This is a genomic window from Arthrobacter globiformis (assembly GCF_030815865.1).
In the GTDB taxonomy this organism is placed as follows: domain Bacteria; phylum Actinomycetota; class Actinomycetes; order Actinomycetales; family Micrococcaceae; genus Arthrobacter; species Arthrobacter globiformis_B.
This window is the reverse complement of record NZ_JAUSXI010000001.1, coordinates 982,363-1,005,956: the sequence shown is the minus strand read 5'-3', so window position 1 is coordinate 1,005,956 and position 23,594 is coordinate 982,363. Positions and strand designations below refer to the sequence as shown.

Here is a 23,594-nt window from a genome sequence, read left to right as displayed (position 1 = left end):
GACCGCAAGAGAACTTAAGGACTCCCGATGACCCACCCTGCAGCTGCCAAGACCTACCGTGAACAGCAGGCGGGCTCTCTGCGGGCGGGCGACCACCTGCTCTTGCCGGATGGCGAGCGGTCCGCGGAAATCCACTCCGTGGAAGTCGAAACCGATGATTTCGGCAGCCCCGCCATCATCCTTGCGACCCTCACGGGCGGCGGCACGCTGCGCATCGCTGCCGGCTCGTCCGTCCGGATCCCGGGACCCGCGGTTGACGGTTCCTCCTCCCCGGCAGACGCCGCCAATCACGCTGTGAAGACCGCTGCCGTCGTCGAAGGTGCTGCCATCGCTGACCGCGCCGGAACGGCGGACGGTGCAGCCCAAACGGCGGACGCCCAGGCGTCCGACGCCGGCACTCCCCTTGCCGTTGTGGGGAACTCCGGAGTGGGGAACGACGGCGCTGGGGAGCCTGCGCGGACGGCGCCTCCCGCCGTCGTCGTACCTCCATTGCCGTCCACCACCCCGGTGGTGGTCGGCCCCAGCGCCGAAGATCTGGCCCTCATCCCGCAGCCCTCCGGAACGCCTGAGTCCGTGGTGGAAGCCGTGGCGGAGGCCCATCCGGACTCCACCGGGGTGCAGCTGCTGGCCGACAAGCTGGTCAAGGGCATCAACACCAAGTCCGGCAGCTGCCTGAAGGACCTGAGCGACCTCGCGCATGAGCTGTTCGTCATGCTCAAGGACGCCGAGGCCGCGCTGGCGGTCGCCGACCTGCTGAACGTGCTGCCCTTCGACGGCAACCCGGGGCGCTGGGGATCGGTGGAGGCGTCGCTCGCGCTTTCCAGCTACGTGTGCCGCCAGACGGGGCAGAAGGGCCGGGCCGCCGTGTATGAGAAGCTGCTCCGGGCTCCGGACAACCAGGAGACGGATCCGTTCAAGGCGCGGATGCAGGCCAGGGTGCGCCAGCGCTCCCTCAACGAGCCGAACCTGTACGACAAAGAGATTTTCCGCTCCATCGACAACTCCAACCATGAGGCGGAGCGCGAGTGGCGGCTGCTGCGCTTGGAATCGCTGCTGTTCCTTCGCGCCCACGGCGGATCGCAGACCATCAGCGGATCAGAACTGGAGCGGCGGATTGCGAACGAACTGGAATCCGTGCGGGCCTAGGCAGCCCAGGCCTGCCTCCTGGACGACTGAACCCGTTTTCCGCCGGATATTCCTCTAGCCCGGGTTGCACCCCAAGTTGTAGATTCAGGCCATGACGAACAATCTCAGCCTTGTGATCAATTCGGACGCGCCGCAGGTTTGGACGATGCTGCGTGAACCCTCGAAAGTCGCGCAGTGGCATGGCTGGGAAGCCGACGATTTGGCGGCGGAAATCAATGAGATCTACTTCGGCAAGAACGTGGTCGAAGGGCCGGACCACACCACACTGACCGTCGACGGCGGCGACGTCTTTACGCTGAAACCCGTGCCCACCGGGACAGAGGTCAGCGTCACACGCGCCGGCATGGACCACAACTCGGAATGGGCCGCGTGGGACGAGGACATCACCCAAGGATGGCTCATCTTCCTGCAGCAGCTGAGGTTTGCACTGGAGCGCCATCCCCACGGCAAACGCCGGACCTGCTATTTCTCCGTCCCCGGCAGCGGCGGGTCCGCCATCGAGAAACTCGGGCTCAAGGACATCCCCGCCCCCGGCGAAGAGTATGCGCTCACCCTGGGCACCGGCGAGGAAATCTCGGGGAGGGTCTGGCACAAGACCAACCATCAGGTGGGACTCACCGTACACAGCTATGCGGAGCACGGCGAGGGCCTGCTGATCGTGGCTGACCAGCCCGTGATTCCCGAGAAAAGGCCCGACGGCGGATCGATGGTGATCCTCTCGCTGTACGATCTCGGCGCGAACAGCATGGAAACGATCCGCTCCCTGTGGGACGACTGGCGCTCTGAGAACTACCCCACATCAGAACCCATCCAGTGAAGGTCCGGGGCTGTTAGCTGGCACACTTGAACCGTGCCCGCCAATCCTGAACTGTCTTCCCCTTCTGCACCGGCCCCGGCCGCCCGTCAGTCCGAGTTTTCCTTCCGCGTGGGCAAGCGCCTCACTGAAACATGCAGCCCCGCCGCCGAACAGGTGAGCGCCAACGGAGGCGGGTTCCTGGGCCGGACCGGCACCATCACCACCCCTCACGGCGAGATCCAGACGCCGGCCTTTATCGCCGTCGGCACCAAGGCCACGGTGAAATCCGTGCTTCCCGAGTGCATGGCTGAGCTCGGCGCCCAGGCACTGCTGGCCAACGCCTACCACCTGTACCTCCAGCCCGGCCCCGAGATCCTGGACGAAGCCGGCGGCCTGGGCGCCTTCATGAACTGGCCCGGGCCCACCTTCACAGATTCGGGTGGCTTCCAGGTGATGAGCCTCGGGTCGGGGTTCAAGAAGGTCATCGACATGAAGTCCGTCGATTCCTCGGGGCCCGACGATGCTGTGGCGCCGGGCAAGGAGCGGCTGGCCCATGTGGACGAGGACGGCGTGTGGTTCAAGAGCCACCTCAACGGGGACCGCCACCGCTTCTCGCCCGAGATCTCCATGCAGGTCCAGCATCAGATCGGCGCGGACATCATGTTCGCGTTCGACGAGCTCACCACGCTGCAGAACTCGCGGGGATACCAGGAGGAATCGCTGGAGCGCACCCGGCGCTGGGCTTTGCGGTGCATCGAGGAGCACTTCCGGCTCACTGCCGAACGCTCGGGCAAGCCGTACCAGGCGCTGTTCGGCGTGATCCAGGGCGCCCAGTACGAGGACCTGCGCCGCAAGGCCTGCCAGGACCTCGGTGCCATGGCGTTCGACGGCTACGGGATCGGCGGTGCCCTTGAGAAGGAGAACCTGGGCACCATCGTGCGCTGGTGCAACGAGGAACTGCCCGAAAACAAGCCGCGGCACCTGCTGGGCATCTCCGAGCCGGACGACATCTTCACGGCCATCGAGAACGGGGCCGACACCTTCGACTGCGTCTCCCCGACCCGCGTGGCCCGCAACTCGGCGTTCTACACGCCCGACGGCCGCTTCAACCTGTCCGGCGCCAAGTACAAGCGCGACTTCGGCCCGCTGCAGGATGGCTGCGACTGCTACGCGTGCCAGAACTATTCGCGCGCGTACATCCACCACCTGTTCAAGGCCAAGGAGATGCTCTCCGCCACGCTCATCTCGATCCACAACGAGCGCTTCGTGGTGAAGATGGTGGACGACGCGCGGCTGGCGATCGAGGCCGGCGACTTCTTCGAGTTCAAGGCCGAGACCCTGGGCCGGTATTACTCCTAGGGTTTCTTCTGGTGCGCCGCGCTCGTCGAATTCGCCGGACCCGTTCGTAGCCGCCGTAAAGGAACGGCGGCCCCGCAGCCTTCCGGCGGTTTCGCGTTTTCCACATAACGACGGCGGCCCCTCGCTTGTGTCGGCGCGGCCCCCGAAGCTGGTCCCATGCCTTCTCATAACTCCCCTGAGCTCCCGCCGACGGGCAACCTCTGGCGCACCGACGAGCTGACCGAATTGGGCTATGGCTCGCGGTCCATCAGGTGCCTGCTGGATTCGGGTTCCCTGGTCCGATTGCGGCACGGCTGCTACCTCCGCGCCAGCCTCTGGAGCGCTCAGACCCCCAACGCCAAAAGCCGGCAGCTCATCTTCGCCCACGCCCATTCAACGCTTACGACGTCCACCGGCCAGTTCGTATACAGCCACACTTCCGCAGCGCGCCTGCACCGTCTCTATCTGTGGAACGTGGACGACCTGATCCACCTCCTGCAGCGGATGAACCCGTCGAGTGAGCGCCATGGCAGGGACGTGAAGTGCCATACCCGTCCGTTCTCCAACCACGAGGTGACAGTTCTGGACGGCCTGCGGGCCACCTCGTTGGAGAGGACGGCGGCCGATTGCGCCATGATGCTGACATACCGGCAGGCGCTGATTGTTATGGACCATGCTCTCCGGCTCGGTGCGGACCGCTCCCTGCTGCAGGGAATGGCGGATTCACTGGACGGGAGGCGGGGTGTCCGAACGTTCCGCCGAGCGCTCGAAAACGCGGACCCCCGTTCCGAGTCCCCCGGCGAAACGCTCACCCGGGACCTCATCCTCCGGCTCGGGATCAGGCCGCCCACGCTGCAGGTTGAGGTCACGAGCGCGATTGGGCGGCATCGTCTGGACTTCGCCTGGAAGAAGGAGAAAGTTGCCTTGGAGTTCGACGGTAGGGTCAAGTACTTCGACTTCAAACCCACCGACGAAGTCCTTTACCAGGAGCGTCAGCGGGAAAATGCCCTGACGGAGGAGGGGTGGAAGTTCCTTCGGATCGCGTGGAAGGATCTGTTCAACGAGGCACGGTTCAAGTACCGCGTGCTCCAGGCCTTGGCTGGCCGGGCCGCCGCCTGAGCTGCGCCCCGGCCCGGCCCGGCCCGCCGCGCCGGGTTCGCCGGAAGCCCACGAACTCGCCGGAAGCTCGGTATATATCAAGCTGTTTGTGACAGCCGGGTGGTTTCTTTGTGGTTGATTCCTGCGACGGGAGGGATTCCCGGTGCAGTGGGCTTGCGGCGGTATCTGTGCGGGTTGCGGGCGTAGCAGGCATCGAGGGTTTGTTGTCGCTGCCTGCGCGCCTGCTCGATCAGTCCGTGATGGACGGTGTCGGGCGTGTAGTAGTTCAGTCCGCTGTGCCGGTGATTGGCGTTGTAGTTCGTGAAGAATGCCGCCATGTAGCCGCGGGCGTGGTGCAGGTCCTGGAAGCGTCCGGGGAAGTCCAGATCGTACTTGACGGTCTTGAACAGGGATTCCGAATATGGGTTGTCATCAGAGACCCGGGGCCGGGAGTAGGACAGGCTGATGCCCAAGGCACGTGCGAGGTCCAAGGTGGTGCCTGCCCGCATGGGCGCACCGTTATCGGCGTGGAGCACGGCGGGACTCTGGCTGTTTCCGGCCACGGCGTCCTGGATCAGAGCTGAGGCAAGGGCGGCGGTTTCGGTGTATTCGACGCGGTGCCCGACGACCTTGCGCGAGAACACGTCCATGATTGTGTACAGCCGATAGATGTGTTTGCCCGGGCCATGCAGCATCGTGATGTCCCAGCTCCAGAGCTGGTTCGGGGCCGTGGCTTCCAGGACGGGTTTGGCCCGTTTGGAACCGGTGCCACCGCGTTGTGCCCGGCGGTCCCCGTTCTGGCCGTGCGCGGTCACGATCCTGTGGGCTGCCGCGATCGAAAACGAGCAACGACCCGCGTCGAGCATCCGGTAGTAGGCCTGGGTGACCGAGAGGTTCCCGTAGTCCTCGGAGTTGAGCAACTCCATGAACTCCTCGGCTTCGGCCGTGGTGATGCGGTTCGGGTAGGCCCGGTCGGCCTGCGGCACAGCGATTCCGGCCGGCGCGGCAGGTTTCAGGTGCCGGTACCAGGTGGTGCGGTGCAGGCCCACCAGGGCACAGGCTGTGACCGCTGACCAGCCGGCAGTCACCAGTTTCCCCGCGAAGGTCAGGGCGATGTCTTTCCAGACTTTGGCACCAACCAGTCCGGGCGCTGCGGCTCCGGTTCCTTCAGTTCGGGATCCGTTGCCGCCGCGCTCTTGGCCATGGCGTCCAAGAGCGCGGAAGCTTTTCCCAGAATGTCCACCGCGGCCTCGGACCGGGCCAGCTTGGCCTTGAGGACCTCGTTCTCCTTCAGGACCTGCTCGAGCAGCCTCTTATCGCTTTCCCGCAATCGCTGGTCCTCGTTCCCTTGCTTGATACTGGATCTCAACTCCCCGGCTTCGCGCTGCTGAACCCAAAGCCGCAAGGTGCCTTCGGCGATGCCCACCGCTCTACAGAAGGCGATCCGGGACCCACGCTCGAGGCACTTGTCGTACTCATCAAGAATCTCGTGCTTCTGCGCGAGAGTGAAGTGGCTCCGCTTCGAGCGTCGGGAAGGGACAAGAAAATCCATGACGGACCTTTCCCCGGCCTAAGTGCCAGGCCGAAGCGACAGTGACCCTGTCACACAACAGCCTGACACACAGGGAGCTTCCGGCGAGCCTGCACGTTTCCGGCGACTCCGAGTCAGCAGGGCGCAGGCGGACCTCGGCGCCGCCGGACTACGCGTAGCTCGGTTCGCGCTTCTTGACCCAGCCGATGGCCAGGGTTGTCACGGGAATGAAGAGGAACTCCACGAGGGTCTTGTAGAGGAAACCCACCAGCACGTAGTTCACAAACATGCCGAAGTCGCTGATGCCGATCACCGAGGCCGCGATGCTGCAGAAGATCAGCGTGTCCACGAATTCGCCTGCCACCGACGAGCTCATGATGCGCGCCCACAGGGACTTCTCCCCGGTGCGCGCCTTCATCCGGACCAGGATCCAGGAGTTGATGGTCTGCCCGGCGAAGAACGCCAAGAGCGAGGCCAGCACGATCTGCGGAACCGGGCCGATGGCGCCAACGAGGGCGGCCTGCTTGGCGGTGCCGAAATCGTCGTCGAAGCCGGGCAGTGCAATGATCACCCAGTAGCACAGCGAGGCGAACACGGACAGGGCAAACGTGGTGACAATGGCCTTCCGGGCCACCTTGAAGCCGTAGACCTCGCTGATGACGTCGCCCAGGATGTACGCCAGCGGGAACAGGAAAAAGCCGCCGTCCGTGACGATTGGGCCGAATGCCACGCCCTTGGAGGCACCGATGTTGGACAGGATCAGCACCACGGCCATGACGGCGAGCATGATGCCGAAGTAGGGGGAACCGACCGAGGCGAATTTCGGCGCTGCTTTCGGCACGGAGGACTGGGCGGTGGTCATTGGCGTTCCATTCGTAGTGGTTCGCTCGGCTGCCTGGCCCTTGCGGAAACGGGGAGGCGGCCGGCTGTATTAGCACTGGACGGGTCCCGCCGGCTGACCGCCGAAACCGGCCTTCATTGTCCCACCATTGCGGGCACCGGGAGTGCGGCTCCCGGCTTACCGCACCAACCTGGGCACGACGACGGCGGGCCGCCGCCCGGGGACCCGAGAGTCACCGCGGAGCCGGCTACCCGCCGTCGTACGTTGCAGTGTTGTTCGTTACTGGAGGTCAGGCGTTGACGAGGTCCTCGTCGTCATCCTTGCGTGCAGCGCTGGCCGGGGCGGCGGACCAGGCAGTGCCCTGCTCGCGGTCCAGGTGCGTAGGCTTCTTGTTCTTCAGCGCGAAGATGTACACCAGCAGCGAGATGCCGATGGCCACCGTGACGTAGGTGAAGAGGACTTCCACTTGGCCGGACTTCTGCAGCGCGGCGCCGATCAACGGGACTGTGCCGCCGAACATCGAGTTGGCCAGCGCGTAGCCAAGGCCGACGCCAAGGGCACGGATGGATGCCGGGAACAGCTCGGCCTTCACCAGGGCGTTGATCGAGGTGTAGCCGCCCACGATCAGGAGTCCGCCCATCATCAGCAGGAACGCGATCATGGGATCCTTGGTGCCGGCCAGCGTGGACATCAGCGGCCAGGTGAATAGCACGCCCGTGATGCCGAACCACAGCAGCAGAGGCTTGCGGCCGATCTTGTCCGAAATAATGCCATAGACCGGCTGCAGGAGCATGAAGATGAACAGCGCCCAGAAGTTGATCACCGAGGTGGTTTCCTTAGGGATGCCGCTGGTGTTGTTCATAAAGTTCAGGATGAAGTTGGTGTACGTGTAGAACGCCACCGTGCCGCCCAGGGTCACGCCGATGCAGATCAGCAGGGCTTTCCAGTGTTTCGTCAGCAGCAGCTTCATGGTGCCCGGCTGCGCCTCGCCCGGCACCGATGCGCCGGCGGCCTCAGCCTGGCTCGTGGACAGCGTTTCCTCCATGGAGCGGCGGAGCCAGAAGACCACCAGGGCGGCCACGCCGCCGATGGCGAATGGAACGCGCCAGCCCCATTCGGACAGCGCTTCCTTGCCCAGGGTGTTCTGCAGGACCACGAGAACCAGCAGTGCCAGCATCTGGCCGCCGATCAGGGTGACGTACTGGAAACTGGAGAAGAATCCGCGGCGCTTCGCCGTCGCCGCCTCGGACATATAAGTGGCACTGGTGCCATATTCACCGCCCACGGAGAAGCCCTGGACGAGGCGGGCGAAGACCAGCAGAACCAGCGCCCACACGCCGATCACGTCCTTGGTGGGCAGGATGGCAATGAAGAACGACCCCGCCGACATCATGGTCACGCTGAGCGTCAGGGCTGCTTTGCGGCCCTTGCGGTCGGCATAGCGGCCGAAGAACCAGCTGCCGATGGGCCGCATCAAGAACGTGACGGCGAAGACCGCCATGCCTTCCAAGGCGCCCTGCAACGGGTCTTTGGAGTTGAAGAAGTGGGGCTGGAAGTACGCCAGAAACGCCGTGTAAATGTAGACGTCGTACCACTCCACGAGGTTGCCGGCGGAGCCTTTGAGGATGTTACCTACGGCCTTCCTCGTCTGGGCCGACTCGGTCAGTTGGGTGCTCATCGATGAACCTTCCTGGATCCGGCGCCGCCGTCGGCAACCGTTGGGTGTTTGCTTGATGTCCGTGCCGTCTAAACCTGCGGTCCCCCGTCGGCGGCGACGGGCCCCTGAAGCAAAGGACTCCATCCAAACTATTCGTGATCCACGGCACAGGCTAAGCCAGGCGGTATTTCCTAACACTTCCTTAGGTTTCCGGATCATTCGGGAGCAGGGCCGCGCTCCGCTGGAAGGACTCCGATCGAAGACCCGTGGAGGGACAGTGGGCGGCTAAAATCCCTTCCAGGGGGTAGTCTCCAAACGGGCTGCGGACGAAGGACCAGAAGAACAACCCACTAAGGAAACGTGCAATGGAAGTGCTCATCGTCGAGGACGACGACGCCATGGCGTCCGCCCTCGACGCGGCAGTGGTCTCCGCCGGGCACAAGGCCACCAGGGTCGCCCGCGGAGCCGATGCCCTCCTGGTCCACCGGCGGTTCGAAGTGATCCTGCTGGACCTGGGCCTTCCTGACCTCGATGGCCTTGACGTGCTGCGGAAGCTTCGCCAGGTGACGGCCTGCCCCATTCTGATCCTCACGGCCCGGGACGATGAGCGCAGCGTGGTCCTGGGACTGCGCTCCGGGGCAGATGATTATCTGGTCAAGCCCGTGAAACTTGTGGAACTGCTGGCCAGGATCGAAGCCGTCACCCGACGCACAGGCCGCCACGGCGACGGGCAGCACCACAGCATCGTGCTCGGAGACCTCGACGTCGACCTGGACCGACGGGTGGCCGCCGTCGGTTCCAGGGTGCTGTCCTTGACGCCCACGGAATTTCAGCTGCTCGCCCTGTTGGTCCGCAATGCGGGCTCTGTGGTCACGCGCGAACAAATTCTGGACGCCCTCTGGGGCGATGCCTTCCTCGCGTCCTCGAGGTCCCTTGACGTCCATCTCACCGGGTTGCGGGCGAAGCTCCAGCTGCCGGGGTTCATCATCAACGTCCGGGGCGTCGGCTACCGGGTTGAGGGGAACCCTGCGTGAGGCTCCGCGTCCTGGGCATCCTGAGCCTGCTTTCCGTCCTGGTGGTGATCGCTGCAGCCGGCGCCATTCTGTCCTCCGCGAGCCGGGAACTCACCCAGGAGGTGCAGATCAACCGCAACGCCGCCCTCAACAGGTTCGCCCAGGTGGCCTACGATGCGGCACTGGATGGCGATTCCACCCAGCTGCGGCGGGAGATGGAGGGGTACTCCCGGCTGTACGGCGAAGGGATTCTCATCCGGTTGCAGCAGGGCACACTGCGTTCGGGCGGTTTGAGCGAGGACAGGGCAGAGGTCCGGGACGCGGTTTCGAGGGCCAGCCTGAACGTCAGCGACACTGACCTTCCCACGCTTCAGCCGTTGGGCAGCGGCTCGGAGGTGGTTTCCAGGTCGTTTGGCACCGCCAGCCAGGTACTCGGCGAAGCTGTCCTGGAGGTCAATCTGGACGCGGCCCGCCAGAAACTGCGGGAACGGTGGCTCGTCGTCGGGCTGGCGGCGGCGGTGCTGGAAGCACTGCTCCTCCTGGCGGCCGCCCGGTTGACCGGCTGGGTGCTGCGCCCCGTGCACCGCCTGAACGCAGCGGTGACGGAACTGGAGGCAACGGGCAGGAGCAGCCAGCTGCCCGCGGACGGCCCGCCTGAGCTGAGGGAGCTGAGCAGGTCCTTCAGCGCCATGGCACAAACCGTCACCGAAAGCATCGACTCGCAGCGGCAGCTGATCGCGGACACCTCACACCAGCTCCGCAACCCTGTGGGCGCCCTCCGCCTGAGAATCGACCTGCTGCAGCTGGAACTGCAAACAGACCGGCAGCAGGCCGCCGCCGCAGGGGTAGTGGCAGAACTGGAACGCGTCGAAGAGCTCTTGGACGGCGTACTGAAACTCGCTGCCGCGGAGCACAAGGCGTTCGAAGGCTCGGCCCGCAGCGCCATGCGCCCGGATTCCCGCCGGAAGCCTGATCTCATCGATCCGTTTCCCGTGCTGCAGGAGGAAGTGGAGCGGGCGGCGCCTGCCGCCCGGAGCAGTGGGGCAACGCTGGTGCTTGAGGCGCAGCAGGAGACTCCGCTCCAGCTGGCATGCCGTCCGGACGAGCTGGCGCACATGGTTGGTGAGCTTCTCACCAACGCCATCAAGTACGCGCCGGCCGCCCGCATCTCCGTCGCGGTACGCCGGCGGCCGGGAGGTTTGGCGATCGAGGTGTCCGACGACGGACCCGGACTTTCCGCCGCCGAACGGGCTGCGTCCACCGGCAGGTTCTGGCGTTCTCCCCGGCACCGGGGGATCCCGGGCAACGGCCTGGGCATGACCATCGTGGACAGGCTCGCGGAGGCCAACGGCGCCCGGCTGCTGCTGGAGGAGCGGTCTCCGCACGGACTCATTGCCCGGATAGATTTCCCCGAACCGAAGCGCAGTCTGGGCCCGGCGCAGGCGCCCAGGAAGGAGTCTCCGCATGGCTGACACCGGCACCCCGTATGCGCTTCCGTCCCGCCGGTCGGCCATCCGGGCGGGGCTGGCAATCGGGCTTTCCGGACTTCTACTGCCGGCCGTCAGTGCCTGCATGCCGGACGATCGCGGGCGCACCGTTACGGTGGCCGGAGGCGAGCCCGGCGGCTTTTACCTGGAGTTTTCAACCCTGCTGGCTGAGTCACTTCAGCGTCACGGTGTGGTGGGTACTGCCGTTCCGCAGGTGACCGGCGGGAGCCTGGAGAACATCCAACGGCTCCTCGCCGGCGACGCCACTTTCGCGGTGGCACTGGCTGATGCTGCGGCGCAGCAGGCGTCGAAAGCTCCGGCGACGACGCCGTCATCGGCGTCCGGCAGGATTGTCGCATTGGGCAAAGTCTACGAAAACTACGTCCATTGCCTGGTGCGGAGGGACAGTGGCATCCGCACTTTCGCGGATCTTGCCGGGAAGACCGCGGCCATCGGAGAGGTTGGCTCGGGTACGTCCCTGACCGCGCACCGCATCATCGCGGCATCCGGCCTGTCCGCCGTTGGAAACGCCACCGGCAACACCGCTGCGGACAGCCCACTCAAGGAAGTGAACCTCGGCCTGAACGACGGACTCGCGGCCCTTACAGCGCGGTCCGTGGATGCCCTTTTCTGGTCCGGTGGTGTACCCACAGCCGCCATCGCTGCCGCTAACAAGGAGGCAGGGCTCGCCTTGATCGACCTGTCGGCACTGGTCCGGGAGACGCGGGCGCGGTACGGCGGCTTTTACGACAGGGTCCTGATCCCGGAGAACAGCTACGAGGGTGTCCCCGGTGCATGGACAGTGGGCGTGGCCAACCTTCTCCTGTGCCGCGAGGATCTGGACGACCGCATTGTGAAAAGAACCGTCGAACTGCTGGTGGGACAGGCCCGGGAACTTATCCCCCAGTCCAGCCTCGGCGTGCAGTTCCTGAGTCCGGAAACGCTGATCAACACTGCAGGCGTGCCGCTGCACCCCGCCGCGGCGTCGGCCTATCGCGCCCTGCACGGCTAGGGTCCCCCCAATCGCCCCGCCTGCGCCTGCGCCTGGGCCGTGCGGGGCCGGGGCAGCTGGCATCATGGAGACATGACTTCAGTGATCTCCAAGGACCTTCACGCCTCCGTTCCCGCCGTCGCCCTGACCATCGCGGGCTCCGAGGCGACCGGCGGTGCCGGCGCGCAGGCCGACCTGAAGACCTTCCAGGAACTCGGCGTTTTCGGCATCGCCAACCTCACGTGCATCGTCTCGTTCGACCCGAAGAATGAATGGAACCACCGCTTCGTGCCCGTGGACCAGGATGTCATCGCCCACCAAATAGAGGCGACGACGGCGGCCTACGGTGCCGCTTCCGGCGCACCTTCCGTGCTGGACACCGTGAAGATCGGCATGCTGGGCAGCCCGGCCACCATTTCGACGGTGACCTCCGCGCTGAATTCCGGCGCTTTCAGCAACGTTGTCCTGGACCCTGTCCTGATCTGCAAGGGCCAGGAGCCGGGCCACGCGCTGGACACGGACCAGGCACTCAAGGCACAGATCCTGCCGCTGGCCACGTTCATCACGCCCAACCACTTCGAGGCCGAGTCGCTGTCCGGTCTGGAGATTACCGACGTTGCGTCCCTCAAGGTGGCCGCCGTCCGCATCCATGAACTGAGCGGCGCCGCCGTGCTGGCCAAGGGCGGCGTGCGCCTGGCCGGGCCGGACGCCGTCGACGTCTATTACGACGGGGAAACCCTTGAGGTTCTGAGCGCCCCGAAGGTGGGCGAGGTGGCCGTCTCCGGCGCCGGCTGCTCCCTCGCTGCGGCCGTGACGGCCGAGTTGGCCAAGGGAGCTACACCGCTGGAGGCAGCGCGGACGGCCAAGGACTTCGTGACTGCGGGCATCCGCAACCGCGTGGCCTCCGGCGCGCCCTTCGATGCCCTCTGGCAGGGCGGCCCGCGCTAGGCCCTTGTGGGAACCCTTCCTCACCTTTCGCACGGATACCCCGGACGCTTCCTCACCTTTCGCACCGATACCCCGGACGCTTCCTCAGCTTTCGCAGAATAACCGGGAACCCTTCCTCACGCGGTGAGGAAGGGTTCCGGTTTTCGCTGCAGGATGTAATGAAGCGTTTGGGTCAGGACCGGGGGTCGGCCACGGTTCCCATGAACAGCGGCAGCCCGGTCTCAACGTGCACGATCTGGTAGTGGAACGGCCGGTCGAAATCGATGGTGTGCTCGGGCTGCGGCGGAGCGCCGGTAACCATTCCGTTGATCTGGGTGATAGCGGCCGCGACGGTTCCCTTCTCGGCCACCGTGATGTTGGCGGCCTGCCCGGCCTGGGTGATCGCCATGTCTGGCTGGATGGCGTTGAAGTCCTTGGTTGTTGTCAGGGTCTTCTGCAGTCCGGCTGCTTCGAGGACCTGGTGCAGGTCGAAGCTGCATTTGTGGTCCCAGCGGGGCAGCTGTATCCGCACGGTCTCCAGAGGCGCGGCGGTTAAGGCATCCGCGATTTCCGTGAGCTGCTGCGCCCCAAATGCGGCAGCGGCGTCGATAGCGTCCGGCAGGACAAGACGCATCACGAACCCCTCAGCGTACGGCAGGTCCACACCCCGCCAGCCTGCCCCTTCCGCGTGTTTCATCTCAAGCAGGTTGTGCATGGCGGGGACGTCGATCTCCTCTCCCCCGCCCGTGGTGAAGGGCAAATCCGATGTGGAGCTGGGGTCAAACGGGGTCTGCCAGGCCGCCGCGAAGTACATGGCATTGAGCAGGCTGAAGGTGTTCCGCGGATCGTACTTCGCGGGCGCTTCCTTGATTCGTCCACCCGTGTTGCTGTCCACCCAGGCATCGATCGCGGGCTTGGTCACGCCCTCATTGCTGAAATCGACCGGATAGACGCCGGTTCCGTAGTGCCTGGCCAGCGTGGCGAGGAATGATTCACCGGTTGGCACGCCTTCGTCGACGAACAATCCATTGGCCCCATGCATGACGGGCACCCGCGGCGGGTTGTCCTCGTCTACGGCGCCGGGATCGCCGTCGAACTTCGCCAGAGACGCGAGCAGCGCATTCATGGCCTCATCGCGTGTATCCAGCGGAAGACCCAGCACGGCGTCCAGCTCGGCGGCCGCTTCCCCGGACGCACCGGCACGCAGCATCGCGAGCGCAACCAGCAGGCTTCCGGGCGAGGACACCACGTTCCCGCCGGAACCGTCGCCGCCGTCGGCGAGCAGTGCCTGGCCAAGCCCAAGAGCGGAGTCCCGGAACGCACGGAATTCAGCGGCGTAAGCCGTGCCATCCACCGAAACCCGGTCCACGCCGTCGGCCTTCACCAATCCCGGCACCGGCGCAGAACACGCCGCCGCAAGTGCGACCGCGGCCGAGGCCGCCACCATTTTGGCCATTCGAATCCTGTTCATGTCAGTCCTCGGCTCATCCGGAGAACACCGTACGTGATCAGTCAACCAGCGGGGTCCGACAGTATCGATGCCTGCCCGGTCACGGTTTGCCGTCGGTTTGGTCTCGCCCCACCGACGCTCACGTTTGACGGCGGCCCTTCTCGCCGCTGAGCGCCGGGGGCAGTAGCCACCGTCGATACCACCCGCCGTCGTGTTGGGCACCTTCCGCACGGCGCACCTAACGGTGAGCGGCCACTACCGCCGCGGAATGTTCCGGAGGTTGCTGCGCGCCATGCTCACGGCCTCACCGGCGCCACGGTTCAGGACCACCTTGGACATGGCGGTGGCGAACCCGAGGACCTGCGAGCCGGTGATTTTCGGCGGGATCGACAGCGCCTTGGGATCCGTGATGAGCTCCACCAGCGACGGCCCCGGATGGGCGAAGGCCTCGCGGTAGGCGTCCTCAATCCGGGCGGGATCCGTGACGCGCACCGCGTGGAAGCCGAGGGCGCGGGCCACGGCGGCGTAGTCGGCGTCGGGCACGTCCACACCGAAGTCCGGCAGGCCGTCCACCAGCATCTCCAGCTTCACCATGCCCAGGGTTGAATTGTTGAAGACCACTACGTTGACCGGCAGCCGGTGCGCGGCAACGGTGACTAGCTCGCCAAGAAGCATCGACAGCCCGCCGTCGCCCGACACCGAAATGACCTGGCGCCCGGGGTACGCCAACTGCGCGCCGATCGCGTGCGGCAACGCGTTGGCCATGGAGCCGTGCAGGTACGAGCCGATCAGCCTGCGGGTGCCCAGCGGGTTGATGTAGCGGGCGGTCCACACGTTGCACATGCCGGTATCCGCGGTGAACACTGCATCCTCGGCCGCCACCTGGTCCAGCAGCGACGCCGCGTACTCCGGGTGGATCGGCTGCTTCTTTTCCACCTTGCGGGTGTAGGCGCCGACGGCCTTGTTCATCAGCCGGTCATGTTTCTTGAGCATCTGGTTGAGGAAGCGGCGGCTCTTCTTCGGAGCCAGCAGTGGCATCAGCGCCGCGAGCGTGGGCAGCACGTCACCGTGGACGGCGATGTCGACGTCGGTCCGCCTGCCCAGCCTGTGGGCGGCATGGTCCACCTGCGCGGTGCGGGTGCCGGGCAGGAACTGGTCGTAGGGGAAGTCTGTGCCCAGCAGGATCAAAAGGTCCGCGTCCTCGATCCCCTCCGCCGCGGCACCATAGCCCAGCAGCCCGGTCATGCCGATGTCATAGGGATTGTCGTACTGCAGAAAGTCCTTGCCCCGCAGAGTGTGGCCGACCGGCGCACCGATCAGTTCCGCGAGTGCGATGACCTCGTCATGGGCTCCCTGCGTGCCCGCCCCGGCGAAGATGGCAACCTTGTCCGCCGTGTTGATGGCATCGGCGAGTTCCCGGACGCTTTCGGGCGCCGGGACCAGCGTTGCCGGCCGGAACTTTGCGGGCAGCGGTGTTTCGCCGGTAGCCTCCAGTCCGGCGATGTCACCGGGAAGGGTAACGACGGCGACGCCTCCCAAGGCGACGGCGTGCTGGATGGCGCTGTGCATCACCCGCGGCGCCTGTTCCGCCGTGCTGATGAGCTCCGAGTAGACGGAGCATTCGTTGAAGATCCGGTCCGGGTGGGTTTCCTGGAAGAAACCGCTGCCGATCTGCTTGCTGGGGATGTGCGAGGCGATGGCCAGAACGGGCGCGCCGGAGCGGTTCGCGTCGTACAGGCCGTTGATCAGGTGCAGGTTGCCGGGGCCGCAGGAGCCGGCGCACACCGCAAGTTTTCCTGTCAGCTGGGCTTCGGCCGCGGCTGCGAAGGCTGCGGCTTCCTCGTGCCGCACATGGATCCAGTCGATGCCGCCCTGCTGCGAGCCGCCGGTCTGGCGGACGGCATCGACGATCGGATTGAGGCTGTCCCCGACGATTCCGTAAATTCGCTGGACGCCGGCAGCACGGAGTTGTTCGATGAGCTGGACGGCAAGTTCCTTGGCCATGGGTGCACACTCCCGCGATCAGATTGGTGGGCTGACATTGGCCAATATAGTCCGGTTAGCTTGGCGACGGTTCTCAGGTTGCCGGGTGGCCGCGTTGCGGAGGTGGCCCGGTGCGGGCCGTTTTCCACATACGGCTGGCCGTCGTTGAAGCCCGGTGCTCTGCACTCGTAGCGTTTTGGGAAAGGCACTCAGCCTCTTTCCACATCCACAGTGAGGTAGAACTTGCCAACAAATCCCGCCGCCGGCAGGCAAAACGGAAGTCCCGCAGCGGGCACCCTGCCGGGAAACCCGCCAGCAGACCAGCTTCCGTTGCTTTGCACCAAGGTGACCAGGAAGTGGGTTCCCTATTCGCATTCGTGACTTGGCACCGGGAGCACGGGATGTTGCCAGACATCCTTCCCATCCTGGCGCAACTGACCGCGTTCTTCCCGGTTTACGCCGACATCTCTGGCGGCGCCACAGTGACCGCAATGGACCCCGGACTCATCGCTGAACATGTGGTGTCGCTCAATGGGCGTGATGCCGACCTTGCATCCTTTTTCTGTGCCGTACTGTTTGAATACATGCACTTTCTGCGGGACACGGGCCGGTGGTCCGGCACCGACGAAAGCCACCGGGTTTTGCATGACGTGCTCAATCACGGGATTCTCAACGAAAAATTTTCCCCGGCAGGGTGGCCGCGCACGCGAGCCGCAAGCAGTCGTCAGGCCTCCACCGAAAGTGCGTGAGCGTCACGGGAAGGCCTGCGAAAACGGCGTGAGCTTCACAGGACGGCCGACAGGATCTGCGGGAGCGTCGGTCAGCTTCCCGAGTGCGCCTGCAGGAACGTGTACACCTCGGTCTCGTCCACGCCGGGGAAGGCTCCCGGAGGCATGGCCGCGAGCAGATGGGAGTGCGCCCGGGCGGACGGCCAGGCGTTGCCCGCCCACTCGGACGTCAGAGCCGCCGGCGGCCGTTTGCAGCAGGTGGGGTCAGGGCAGTTGGAGGTAGCCCGGGCCGTGGTTTCCCGTCCGCGGAACCACTTCACATGCTGGTACGGGACTCCGATGCTCAGCGAAAACTGCCCGCTGGCCGACCGGTCCGTGCGGGCGGTGCACCAGTACGTACCCGACGTCGTGTCCGTGTACTGGCTGTAGGCACTGAACTTGTCCGGCACATCGAACACGGCGCGGGAGGTCCAGGCCTTGCACGACGGCTGCCCCTCGATCGCTCCCGTGTGATCCTGCGGGAAGTTCACGCCGTCGTTCTCGTAGGCTTTGTAGATGATCCCGCTCTGGTGGGTCTTCTGGAAATGCGTGGTGATGCCCAGATGCTTTGTGGCCAGGTTGGTGAAACGGTGGGCTGCAGTCTCATAGGACACGGCGAAGGCGTCCCGGATATCCTCGACCGCGATTTCCTTCGCGGCCTTGGCTTTTTGCAGAAATTCCACCGTGGCCTGCTCCGGGAGCAGTAGCGCTGCCGCGAAATAGTTCGTGGCCACCCGCTGCGCGAGGAAATCGCCGTAGCTGCGGGGCGTTTCATGTCCCAGCACGTAGTGCCCCAGTGCCTGCAGGAGCACGGAGCGGGGATCATGGTCCTGCCGTTCGCCCTGCGTCAGATAAATTTTGCGGTTCTTCAAATCGGTCACCGAACGCGTGGAATGGGGCAGGTCGCCCACATGATGGAGGCTGAAACCGAGGTTCTCAGCGATGTCGGCAATGACGTGCTGACTGAGCGGACCAGTGGTGTAGCCGACCCCCTTGAGGACCTTCTGCGCCTCCGCCTCATACTCCGGGAAATAGTTACCGCGCTCACGCATCATTGCACGCAGCTCGCCGTTTGCGCGGCGGGCCTCCTCCGGCGTCGCCACCTGCTCGTTCATCTTGCGTTCGAGCTCGTGCAGCAGCCCCACCTGCGCCTCCAGGACATCCATCGGCAACCGCGAACTGATACGGATTTTGGGCAGGTTCAGCGACTCGTAGAGGGGGCCCCGCTGGTAGCGTTCAAGCTCAATTTCCAGGCCGGCCCGGCGGCTGGGCGGTTCGGCTCCGAGTAACTGGTCGATGCTGACGTTGAGCGCCGTTGCCAGGTGCTGCAGCAGGCCGAGTTTGGGTTCCCGCTTGCCGTTCTCAATGAGGCTCAACTGGCTCGGTGCGGTGCCGACGGCGGCACTCAGGTCATCCAGCGTCAGTCCTGCCTGCTTGCGCAGATGGCGGACGCGGCGACCGAGCGAAATAACGTCCAGTTCAGCCGTCGACTGCGGTGACGACGGTTGTGAAACTTCCCTGTTCCAGCTTGAAGGCGACATTTCTGAAGAATACGTGAAGAAGTGCATTTCTTTCCATCCTTTTCCCCTAGAAAGGTGTTGGAAAGTGCAGAAAAGTAGGTGTCACGGAAAGAAACACCACCGGAAAAGCCGGCCGGAGCTGCAAAGGCGCAGCGAAGGTCGGGCCGGAAACCATCACCCGGAATGGCCCGGGAGCTAACAAGGAGACAAAGATGACTGCAGCATTTGAGCCCACCCAGCAGACGCCCGAACAGCAGGCCGCCGCACTGGAGCTCGAGTGGGCTGCCAACCCGCGCTGGGAAGGTGTGACCCGTGACTACAAGGCAACGGACGTCGTCCGCCTCCGCGGCCGTGTCTCCGAAGAGCACACCCTGGCACGCCGCGGCTCCGAGAAGCTGTGGAAGCAGCTCACCGAGGAGCACAAGGAAGGCAAGTACACCAACGCCCTGGGCGCCCTGACCGGCAACCAGGCCGTGCAGCAGGTCAAGGCCGGGCTCCGCGCCATCTACCTTTCCGGCTGGCAGGTCGCCGCGGACGCCAACAACTCCGGCCACACCTACCCGGACCAGTCGCTCTACCCCGCGAACTCGGTCCCCACGGTGGTCCGCCGCATCAACAACGCCCTGCTGCGCGCAGACCAGATCGAGTTCTCCGAGGGCATCCAGACCGTCGAGGACTGGATGGTGCCGATCGTCGCCGATGCCGAGGCCGGCTTCGGCGGACCGCTCAACGCCTATGAGCTGATGAAGTCCATGATCCAGGCCGGCGCCTCAGGCGTTCACTGGGAGGACCAGCTCGCCTCGGAGAAGAAGTGCGGCCACCTCGGCGGCAAGGTGCTGATCCCCACCCAGCAGCACGTCCGGACCCTGAACGCGGCCCGTCTGGCCGCCGACGTCGCCGGCACCCCGTCCGTCGTCATCGCCCGCACCGATGCGGAGGCGGCCACCCTGATCACGTCCGACGTTGACGAGCGGGACCAGGAATTCATCACTGGTGAGCGCACCCCCGAGGGCTTCTACAAGGTCCGCAACGGCATCGAACCCTGCATCGCCCGCGCCAAGGCCTACGCCCCGTACTCCGACCTCATCTGGATGGAAACAGGCACCCCGGACCTGGAGCTGGCCCGCAAGTTCGCCGAGGCCGTCAAGGCCGAGTTCCCGGACCAGATGCTCTCCTACAACTGCTCACCCTCGTTCAACTGGCGCAAGCACCTGGACGACGCCACCATCGCCAAGTTCCAGCGCGAACTCGGCGCCATGGGCTTCACCTTCCAGTTCATCACCCTGGCCGGCTTCCACGCCCTGAACTACTCGATGTTCGACCTCGCCCACGGCTACGCCCGTGAAGGCATGAGCGCCTACGTCGAGCTGCAGGAAAAGGAATTCGCCTCCGAGTCCCGCGGCTACACCGCAACCAAGCACCAGCGCGAAGTCGGCACCGGCTACTTCGACGACATCTCCACTGCGCTCAACCCGAACGCATCCACCCTCGCCTTGGTCGGATCGACCGAAGAGGGCCAGTTCCACTAATCCCCGGCCGCCCCCTCCGCTCGCAAGCTCGCGAGGGAACCCGGCGGCCGTGGGCCCTTCACCGCCAAAGGTGAGCTGTCAACATCGCTCACCGGAAGGCACGACGGCGGCCGGCACCCAGGTGCCCATGCCTCGGGCCCGGAAAGGTGATCCGGAAGCGTGCATGAAAGGGGCCCCATGCCCCGGATCGGCCGAGCTCTGCGAGGCCCTTGCCGGGCATGGGGAATAGCACGCGGAGGATTGCCTTTTTCGGCCATTCCGGCACCAGCCGCTACACCGCCGTCGAATTTGCTTCTTCTGAGGAGAGATTTGAAATGAACAGCTTCACCGACAACTTCACGATCAATGGGATCACTTTGACCGCGCAGCCGATTTGCCGGCAGGGCGAGGTACTCACTCCGGATGCTCTGGCGTTCGTTGCGCAGCTGCACAAGGCGACTGCCGGGCGGCGTGCGGAACTTTTGCGGGCTCGGCGGGCGCGGCGGGACGACATCGCCCGGGGCCAGGATCCGCGCTTCCTGCGGGAGACCGAGCCCGTCCGGAACGATCCGCACTGGCGGGTGGCTCCCCCTGCACCGGGCTTGGAGGACCGGCGGGTGGAAATTACCGGTCCGGTGGACAAGAAGATGACCATCAACGCCCTGAACTCCGGCGCCAAGGTGTGGCTGGCGGATATGGAGGACGCCTCCACGCCGTCGTGGCGCAACGTCATCCAGGGCCAGCTGAACCTCACCGACGCGCTGGAGCGCCGGATCGACTTCACCTCGCCCGAAGGCAAGGAATACAAACTCAGGGCCGCCGAAGACCTGCCCACCATCGTCGTACGCCCGCGCGGCTGGCACCTGCCCGAGAAGCACATGCTGATGAACGGCGAACCCATCGCCGGCGGCATCGTGGACTTCGCCCTGTACTTCTTCCACAACGCCCGCCGCCTCCTGGCCCAGGGCAAGGGCCCGTACTTCTACCTGCCCAAGATCGAAAACCACCTCGAAGCCCGGCTCTGGAACGACATCTTCATCCTGGCCCAGGACCTGCTCGGCATCCCGCAGGGCACCATCCGCGCCACCGTGCTGATCGAAACCATCACCGCCGCGTTCGAGATGGAGGAGATCCTCTACGAGCTCCGTGACCACGCCTCAGGACTGAACGCCGGCCGCTGGGACTACATCTTCTCCCTGATCAAGAACTTCCGCACCCGCGGACCGCGTTTCGTCCTTCCGGACCGCGGCCAGGTGACCATGACCGCCCCCTTCATGCGGGCCTACACCGAACAGCTCGTGCGCGCCTGCCACAAGCGCGGCGCCATGGCTATTGGGGGCATGGCTGCCGCCGTTCCCAACCGGAAGGACGAAGCCGCCAACGCCAACGCCTTCGAAAAGGTCCGCGCCGACAAGACCCGCGAGGCAGCCGACGGCTTCGACGGCTCCTGGGTGGCGCACCCGGACCTGGTCCCCGTGTGCCGCGAGGTGTTCGACGGCGTTCTCGGCGGCCGCCCGAACCAGCTGGACCGCCTGCGTGAGGACGTCACCCCGGACGACCGCGCCCTCATCAACGTCGCCGCGACGCAAGGCACCATCACCGAACAGGGCATCCGGAACAACATCGAGGTGGGCATCCGCTACATCGAGTCCTGGCTGCGCGGCAACGGCGCAGTCGCCATCCACAACCTCATGGAGGACGCCGCCACCGCGGAGATCTCCCGCTCGCAGCTGTGGCAGTGGATCTACTCCCGGGCCATCACCGACCACGGCGAGATCATCAGCCGGGAATGGGTGGAGGAGATGCTGGACGAGGAGTTCGCCCGGCTGGAGCGCTTCGACGGCGACCGCTTTGCCGATGCCCGCGACATCTTCGAGGAGGTCACGCTGAGCGACAAGTTCCCCAGCTTCCTCACGGTTCCCGCCTACGCCCGGTACCTGCACGAAGCCCGTGAGGGCATCGACGCCACGGCCGAGGCTATCGAGGACGAGCTCGTCGCCGCCTAATATCCGGCACAGGTTTTCCGTCCGCCGGGCTGCCACGCCTCCGCAACAGCACCCCCGAAATCCGGGGAGGCAGCCCGGCAACGGAACATCTTGAAGCGCGAACGGACACTTGTGCACCTTCTGAAGGGGCCCCAACTGTCCGTTCGCGCTTTTGAGTGGGCCCCAAGTGGCCGTTCGCGCTTAGAAGCTTAAGGAATGTACGACGGCGGGACCGCGCCTTAGCGCTGGCGGGGCACCTTCCGTACGGACAGCGTTGTTGAAATGAAGAACGCCAGCACGGACCCGAGGATCACCAGCAGCGGCACGGACCAGGTGCCCGAGGCGCTGTGGACGTAGCCCACCACGGTCGGAGCCAGCGCCGCGAAGCAGTAGCCCACACCCTGGACGATCGCCGACATCCTCCCTGCGGAAGCCTGGTCCCGGGCGAGCTTGATGATGGCGATGAAGATGAGCGTGATGCCGCCGCCCTGCGCCACTCCCCCGAGCGAAGACCACAGCCACCACAGCTGGGGAACGAACAGCAGCCCCAGCGGAACGGTCAGCCACATGGCACCCAAGGTGACCGCAACCGCCGTCGTGCTTGCGAACCGGGCAGCAAGCGGCACACCCAGGCTGCCCGCGATGGCCATGATCTGGAACAGCGAGGAGCCTGCACCGGCGGCGGCTGGAGTCATGCCGAGTTCATCGGAAAGCAGGGTGGGCAGCCAGGCGGTCACGCCGTAATAGGAGATGGCCTGGCCGGCGAAACCAACCGTCAGCCCCACCGTGATCCATCGCGACGCCGGGCGGCCGGCAGCCGGCGGGCCGCCAGTACCGTCGTCGGCCGCGGGGAGGAAGGCCCGGCGCCCGGTCGCGAAAATCCAGAAGCCGACAGCCGCGATGGCGAAGGCCGCAGAGGCCGCAATGGCAGCCCGCCAGCCAGCTGACTCGGCCAGCGGCGCCGTGACCACGGAAGTAGCGAACGAACCGACGTTCAGGGCGGCCGTGTAGATGCCCATGGCGGTCCCCTGGCGCCGCGCCGAGAAGTCCCGCCGGATGATCAGCGGTACCGCGATGTTGCCCACAGTGATGGCCAGGCCCAGGATGACCGTACCCGCCATCACCATGGCACCGCCGCCGGCAGAACGGACCGCTACGCCGGCCAGGACGCCCGCCAGCGTGAGTGTGATGGCCAGTTCCGCTCCGAGCCGGCGCCCGGCGAGCGAGGCAAGGGGCGCCGCGAGCGAGAAGCACAGCACGGGAATCCCGGTCAGCAGGCCCAGCTCGACGGGCGAGAAGCCCAGCTCCTGCTGCATCGGGCCCAGCACCGGCGCCACCGCCACGAAGGGGCCCCGCATGTTGAGGGCGATGAGGCCGATGCATGCGAGCAGGATCCAGCTGCGGGGAACCTTCGTTCCGATCGTGTCCCTCATCGGGCGCGGGGGTCGGGATTCTGGAAGCGGGCAAGGGGTTTCATCACCCTCATTGCTATCATGCGGCGCCCCTTACGGCGGAAAGGGCAGGGCCCCAAGTGTCCGTTCACGCTGGACCGAGGG

General features: G+C 65.5%; 19 protein-coding genes. 11 read left to right on the top strand and 8 right to left on the bottom strand.

Going from position 1 to position 23,594, the window contains the following annotated elements; all coding sequences use genetic code 11:
- The first annotated feature begins 27 nt into the window (after positions 1-27).
- The 4 genes from QFZ33_RS04700 (at position 28) to QFZ33_RS04685 (ending at position 4,399) form a co-directional block, all read left to right on the top strand.
- Positions 28-1,146, top strand: a complete 1,119-nt coding sequence (locus tag QFZ33_RS04700) for a DUF6707 family protein (RefSeq protein WP_307025307.1) — start codon at positions 28-30, stop codon at positions 1,144-1,146.
- A 91-nt stretch (positions 1,147-1,237) separates the two neighbouring features.
- Positions 1,238-1,963 carry an SRPBCC domain-containing protein gene (locus tag QFZ33_RS04695; RefSeq protein ID WP_307025304.1) on the top strand — a complete coding sequence of 242 codons (726 nt, stop codon included), beginning with the start codon at positions 1,238-1,240 and terminating at the stop codon, positions 1,961-1,963.
- Between the two features lie 33 nt (positions 1,964-1,996).
- Positions 1,997-3,301, top strand: a complete 1,305-nt coding sequence (gene tgt / locus QFZ33_RS04690) for a tRNA guanosine(34) transglycosylase Tgt (protein ID WP_307025302.1) — start codon at positions 1,997-1,999, stop codon at positions 3,299-3,301.
- A gap of 156 nt (positions 3,302-3,457) precedes the next feature.
- Positions 3,458-4,399 carry a type IV toxin-antitoxin system AbiEi family antitoxin domain-containing protein gene (locus QFZ33_RS04685; protein ID WP_307025299.1) on the top strand — a complete coding sequence of 314 codons (942 nt, stop codon included), beginning with the start codon at positions 3,458-3,460 and terminating at the stop codon, positions 4,397-4,399.
- Between the two features lie 77 nt (positions 4,400-4,476).
- On the opposite strand, the gene QFZ33_RS04680 is transcribed toward QFZ33_RS04685, so the two are convergent.
- The 4 genes from QFZ33_RS04680 to QFZ33_RS04665 form a co-directional block, all read right to left on the bottom strand.
- Positions 4,477-5,466, bottom strand: a complete 990-nt coding sequence (locus tag QFZ33_RS04680; RefSeq protein ID WP_307025297.1) for an IS3 family transposase — start codon at positions 5,464-5,466, stop codon at positions 4,477-4,479.
- 17 nt (positions 5,467-5,483) lie between these two features.
- The gene (locus QFZ33_RS04675; protein ID WP_307025295.1) at positions 5,484-5,930 is read right to left on the bottom strand and encodes a transposase; all 447 of its coding nucleotides are present in this window, start codon (positions 5,928-5,930) and stop codon (positions 5,484-5,486) included.
- Positions 5,931-6,078: 148 nt separating this feature from the next.
- Positions 6,079-6,771, bottom strand: a complete 693-nt coding sequence (locus tag QFZ33_RS04670; protein WP_307025293.1) for a queuosine precursor transporter — start codon at positions 6,769-6,771, stop codon at positions 6,079-6,081.
- A gap of 268 nt (positions 6,772-7,039) precedes the next feature.
- Positions 7,040-8,428 carry an MFS transporter gene (locus QFZ33_RS04665; protein ID WP_307025291.1) on the bottom strand — a complete coding sequence of 463 codons (1,389 nt, stop codon included), beginning with the start codon at positions 8,426-8,428 and terminating at the stop codon, positions 7,040-7,042.
- 344 nt (positions 8,429-8,772) lie between these two features.
- Between QFZ33_RS04665 and QFZ33_RS04660 the strand changes: the two genes are divergently transcribed.
- From QFZ33_RS04660 to QFZ33_RS04645, 4 genes are all read left to right on the top strand, one after another.
- On the top strand, positions 8,773-9,441 hold the full coding sequence (locus QFZ33_RS04660) for a response regulator transcription factor (RefSeq protein WP_307025289.1): 669 nt from the start codon (positions 8,773-8,775) through the stop codon (positions 9,439-9,441).
- Positions 9,438-10,892 (top strand): HAMP domain-containing sensor histidine kinase, encoded by a 1,455-nt coding sequence (locus QFZ33_RS04655; protein ID WP_307025287.1) that lies wholly within the window; start codon positions 9,438-9,440, stop codon positions 10,890-10,892. Before QFZ33_RS04660 ends, QFZ33_RS04655 begins: the two co-directional genes overlap by 4 nt.
- Complete coding sequence (locus tag QFZ33_RS04650) at positions 10,885-11,919, top strand: TAXI family TRAP transporter solute-binding subunit (protein ID WP_307025285.1); 1,035 nt, start codon at positions 10,885-10,887, stop codon at positions 11,917-11,919. The genes QFZ33_RS04655 and QFZ33_RS04650 overlap by 8 nt, the downstream gene beginning before the upstream one ends.
- Before the next feature lie 72 nt (positions 11,920-11,991).
- Entirely contained in the window at positions 11,992-12,846 is an 855-nt protein-coding gene (locus tag QFZ33_RS04645) for a hydroxymethylpyrimidine/phosphomethylpyrimidine kinase (RefSeq protein ID WP_307025283.1), read from the top strand.
- A gap of 172 nt (positions 12,847-13,018) precedes the next feature.
- Here the strand turns inward: QFZ33_RS04645 and QFZ33_RS04640 are convergent, their stop codons facing one another.
- Positions 13,019-14,296 (bottom strand): serpin family protein, encoded by a 1,278-nt coding sequence (locus QFZ33_RS04640; protein ID WP_307025281.1) that lies wholly within the window; start codon positions 14,294-14,296, stop codon positions 13,019-13,021.
- A 234-nt stretch (positions 14,297-14,530) separates the two neighbouring features.
- Positions 14,531-16,279, bottom strand: a complete 1,749-nt coding sequence (locus QFZ33_RS04635; protein WP_307025279.1) for a pyruvate dehydrogenase — start codon at positions 16,277-16,279, stop codon at positions 14,531-14,533.
- 380 nt (positions 16,280-16,659) lie between these two features.
- Here QFZ33_RS04635 and QFZ33_RS04630 point away from each other — a divergent pair, with 380 nt between their 5' ends.
- Positions 16,660-17,007, top strand: a complete 348-nt coding sequence (locus QFZ33_RS04630) for a hypothetical protein (protein WP_307025277.1) — start codon at positions 16,660-16,662, stop codon at positions 17,005-17,007.
- Between the two features lie 71 nt (positions 17,008-17,078).
- On the opposite strand, the gene QFZ33_RS04625 is transcribed toward QFZ33_RS04630, so the two are convergent.
- A complete protein-coding gene (locus QFZ33_RS04625) occupies positions 17,079-18,593 on the bottom strand; it encodes an XRE family transcriptional regulator (protein WP_307025275.1) in 1,515 nt (504 codons plus the stop codon).
- A gap of 164 nt (positions 18,594-18,757) precedes the next feature.
- Here QFZ33_RS04625 and aceA point away from each other — a divergent pair, with 164 nt between their 5' ends.
- Entirely contained in the window at positions 18,758-20,074 is a 1,317-nt protein-coding gene (gene aceA / locus QFZ33_RS04620; protein WP_190604483.1) for an isocitrate lyase, read from the top strand.
- Positions 20,075-20,388: 314 nt separating this feature from the next.
- Complete coding sequence (gene aceB / locus QFZ33_RS04615; protein WP_307025272.1) at positions 20,389-22,059, top strand: malate synthase A; 1,671 nt, start codon at positions 20,389-20,391, stop codon at positions 22,057-22,059.
- Positions 22,060-22,277: 218 nt separating this feature from the next.
- Here the strand turns inward: aceB and QFZ33_RS04610 are convergent, their stop codons facing one another.
- Positions 22,278-23,471 (bottom strand): MFS transporter, encoded by a 1,194-nt coding sequence (locus tag QFZ33_RS04610; RefSeq protein ID WP_307025270.1) that lies wholly within the window; start codon positions 23,469-23,471, stop codon positions 22,278-22,280.
- Positions 23,472-23,594 lie beyond the last annotated feature (123 nt).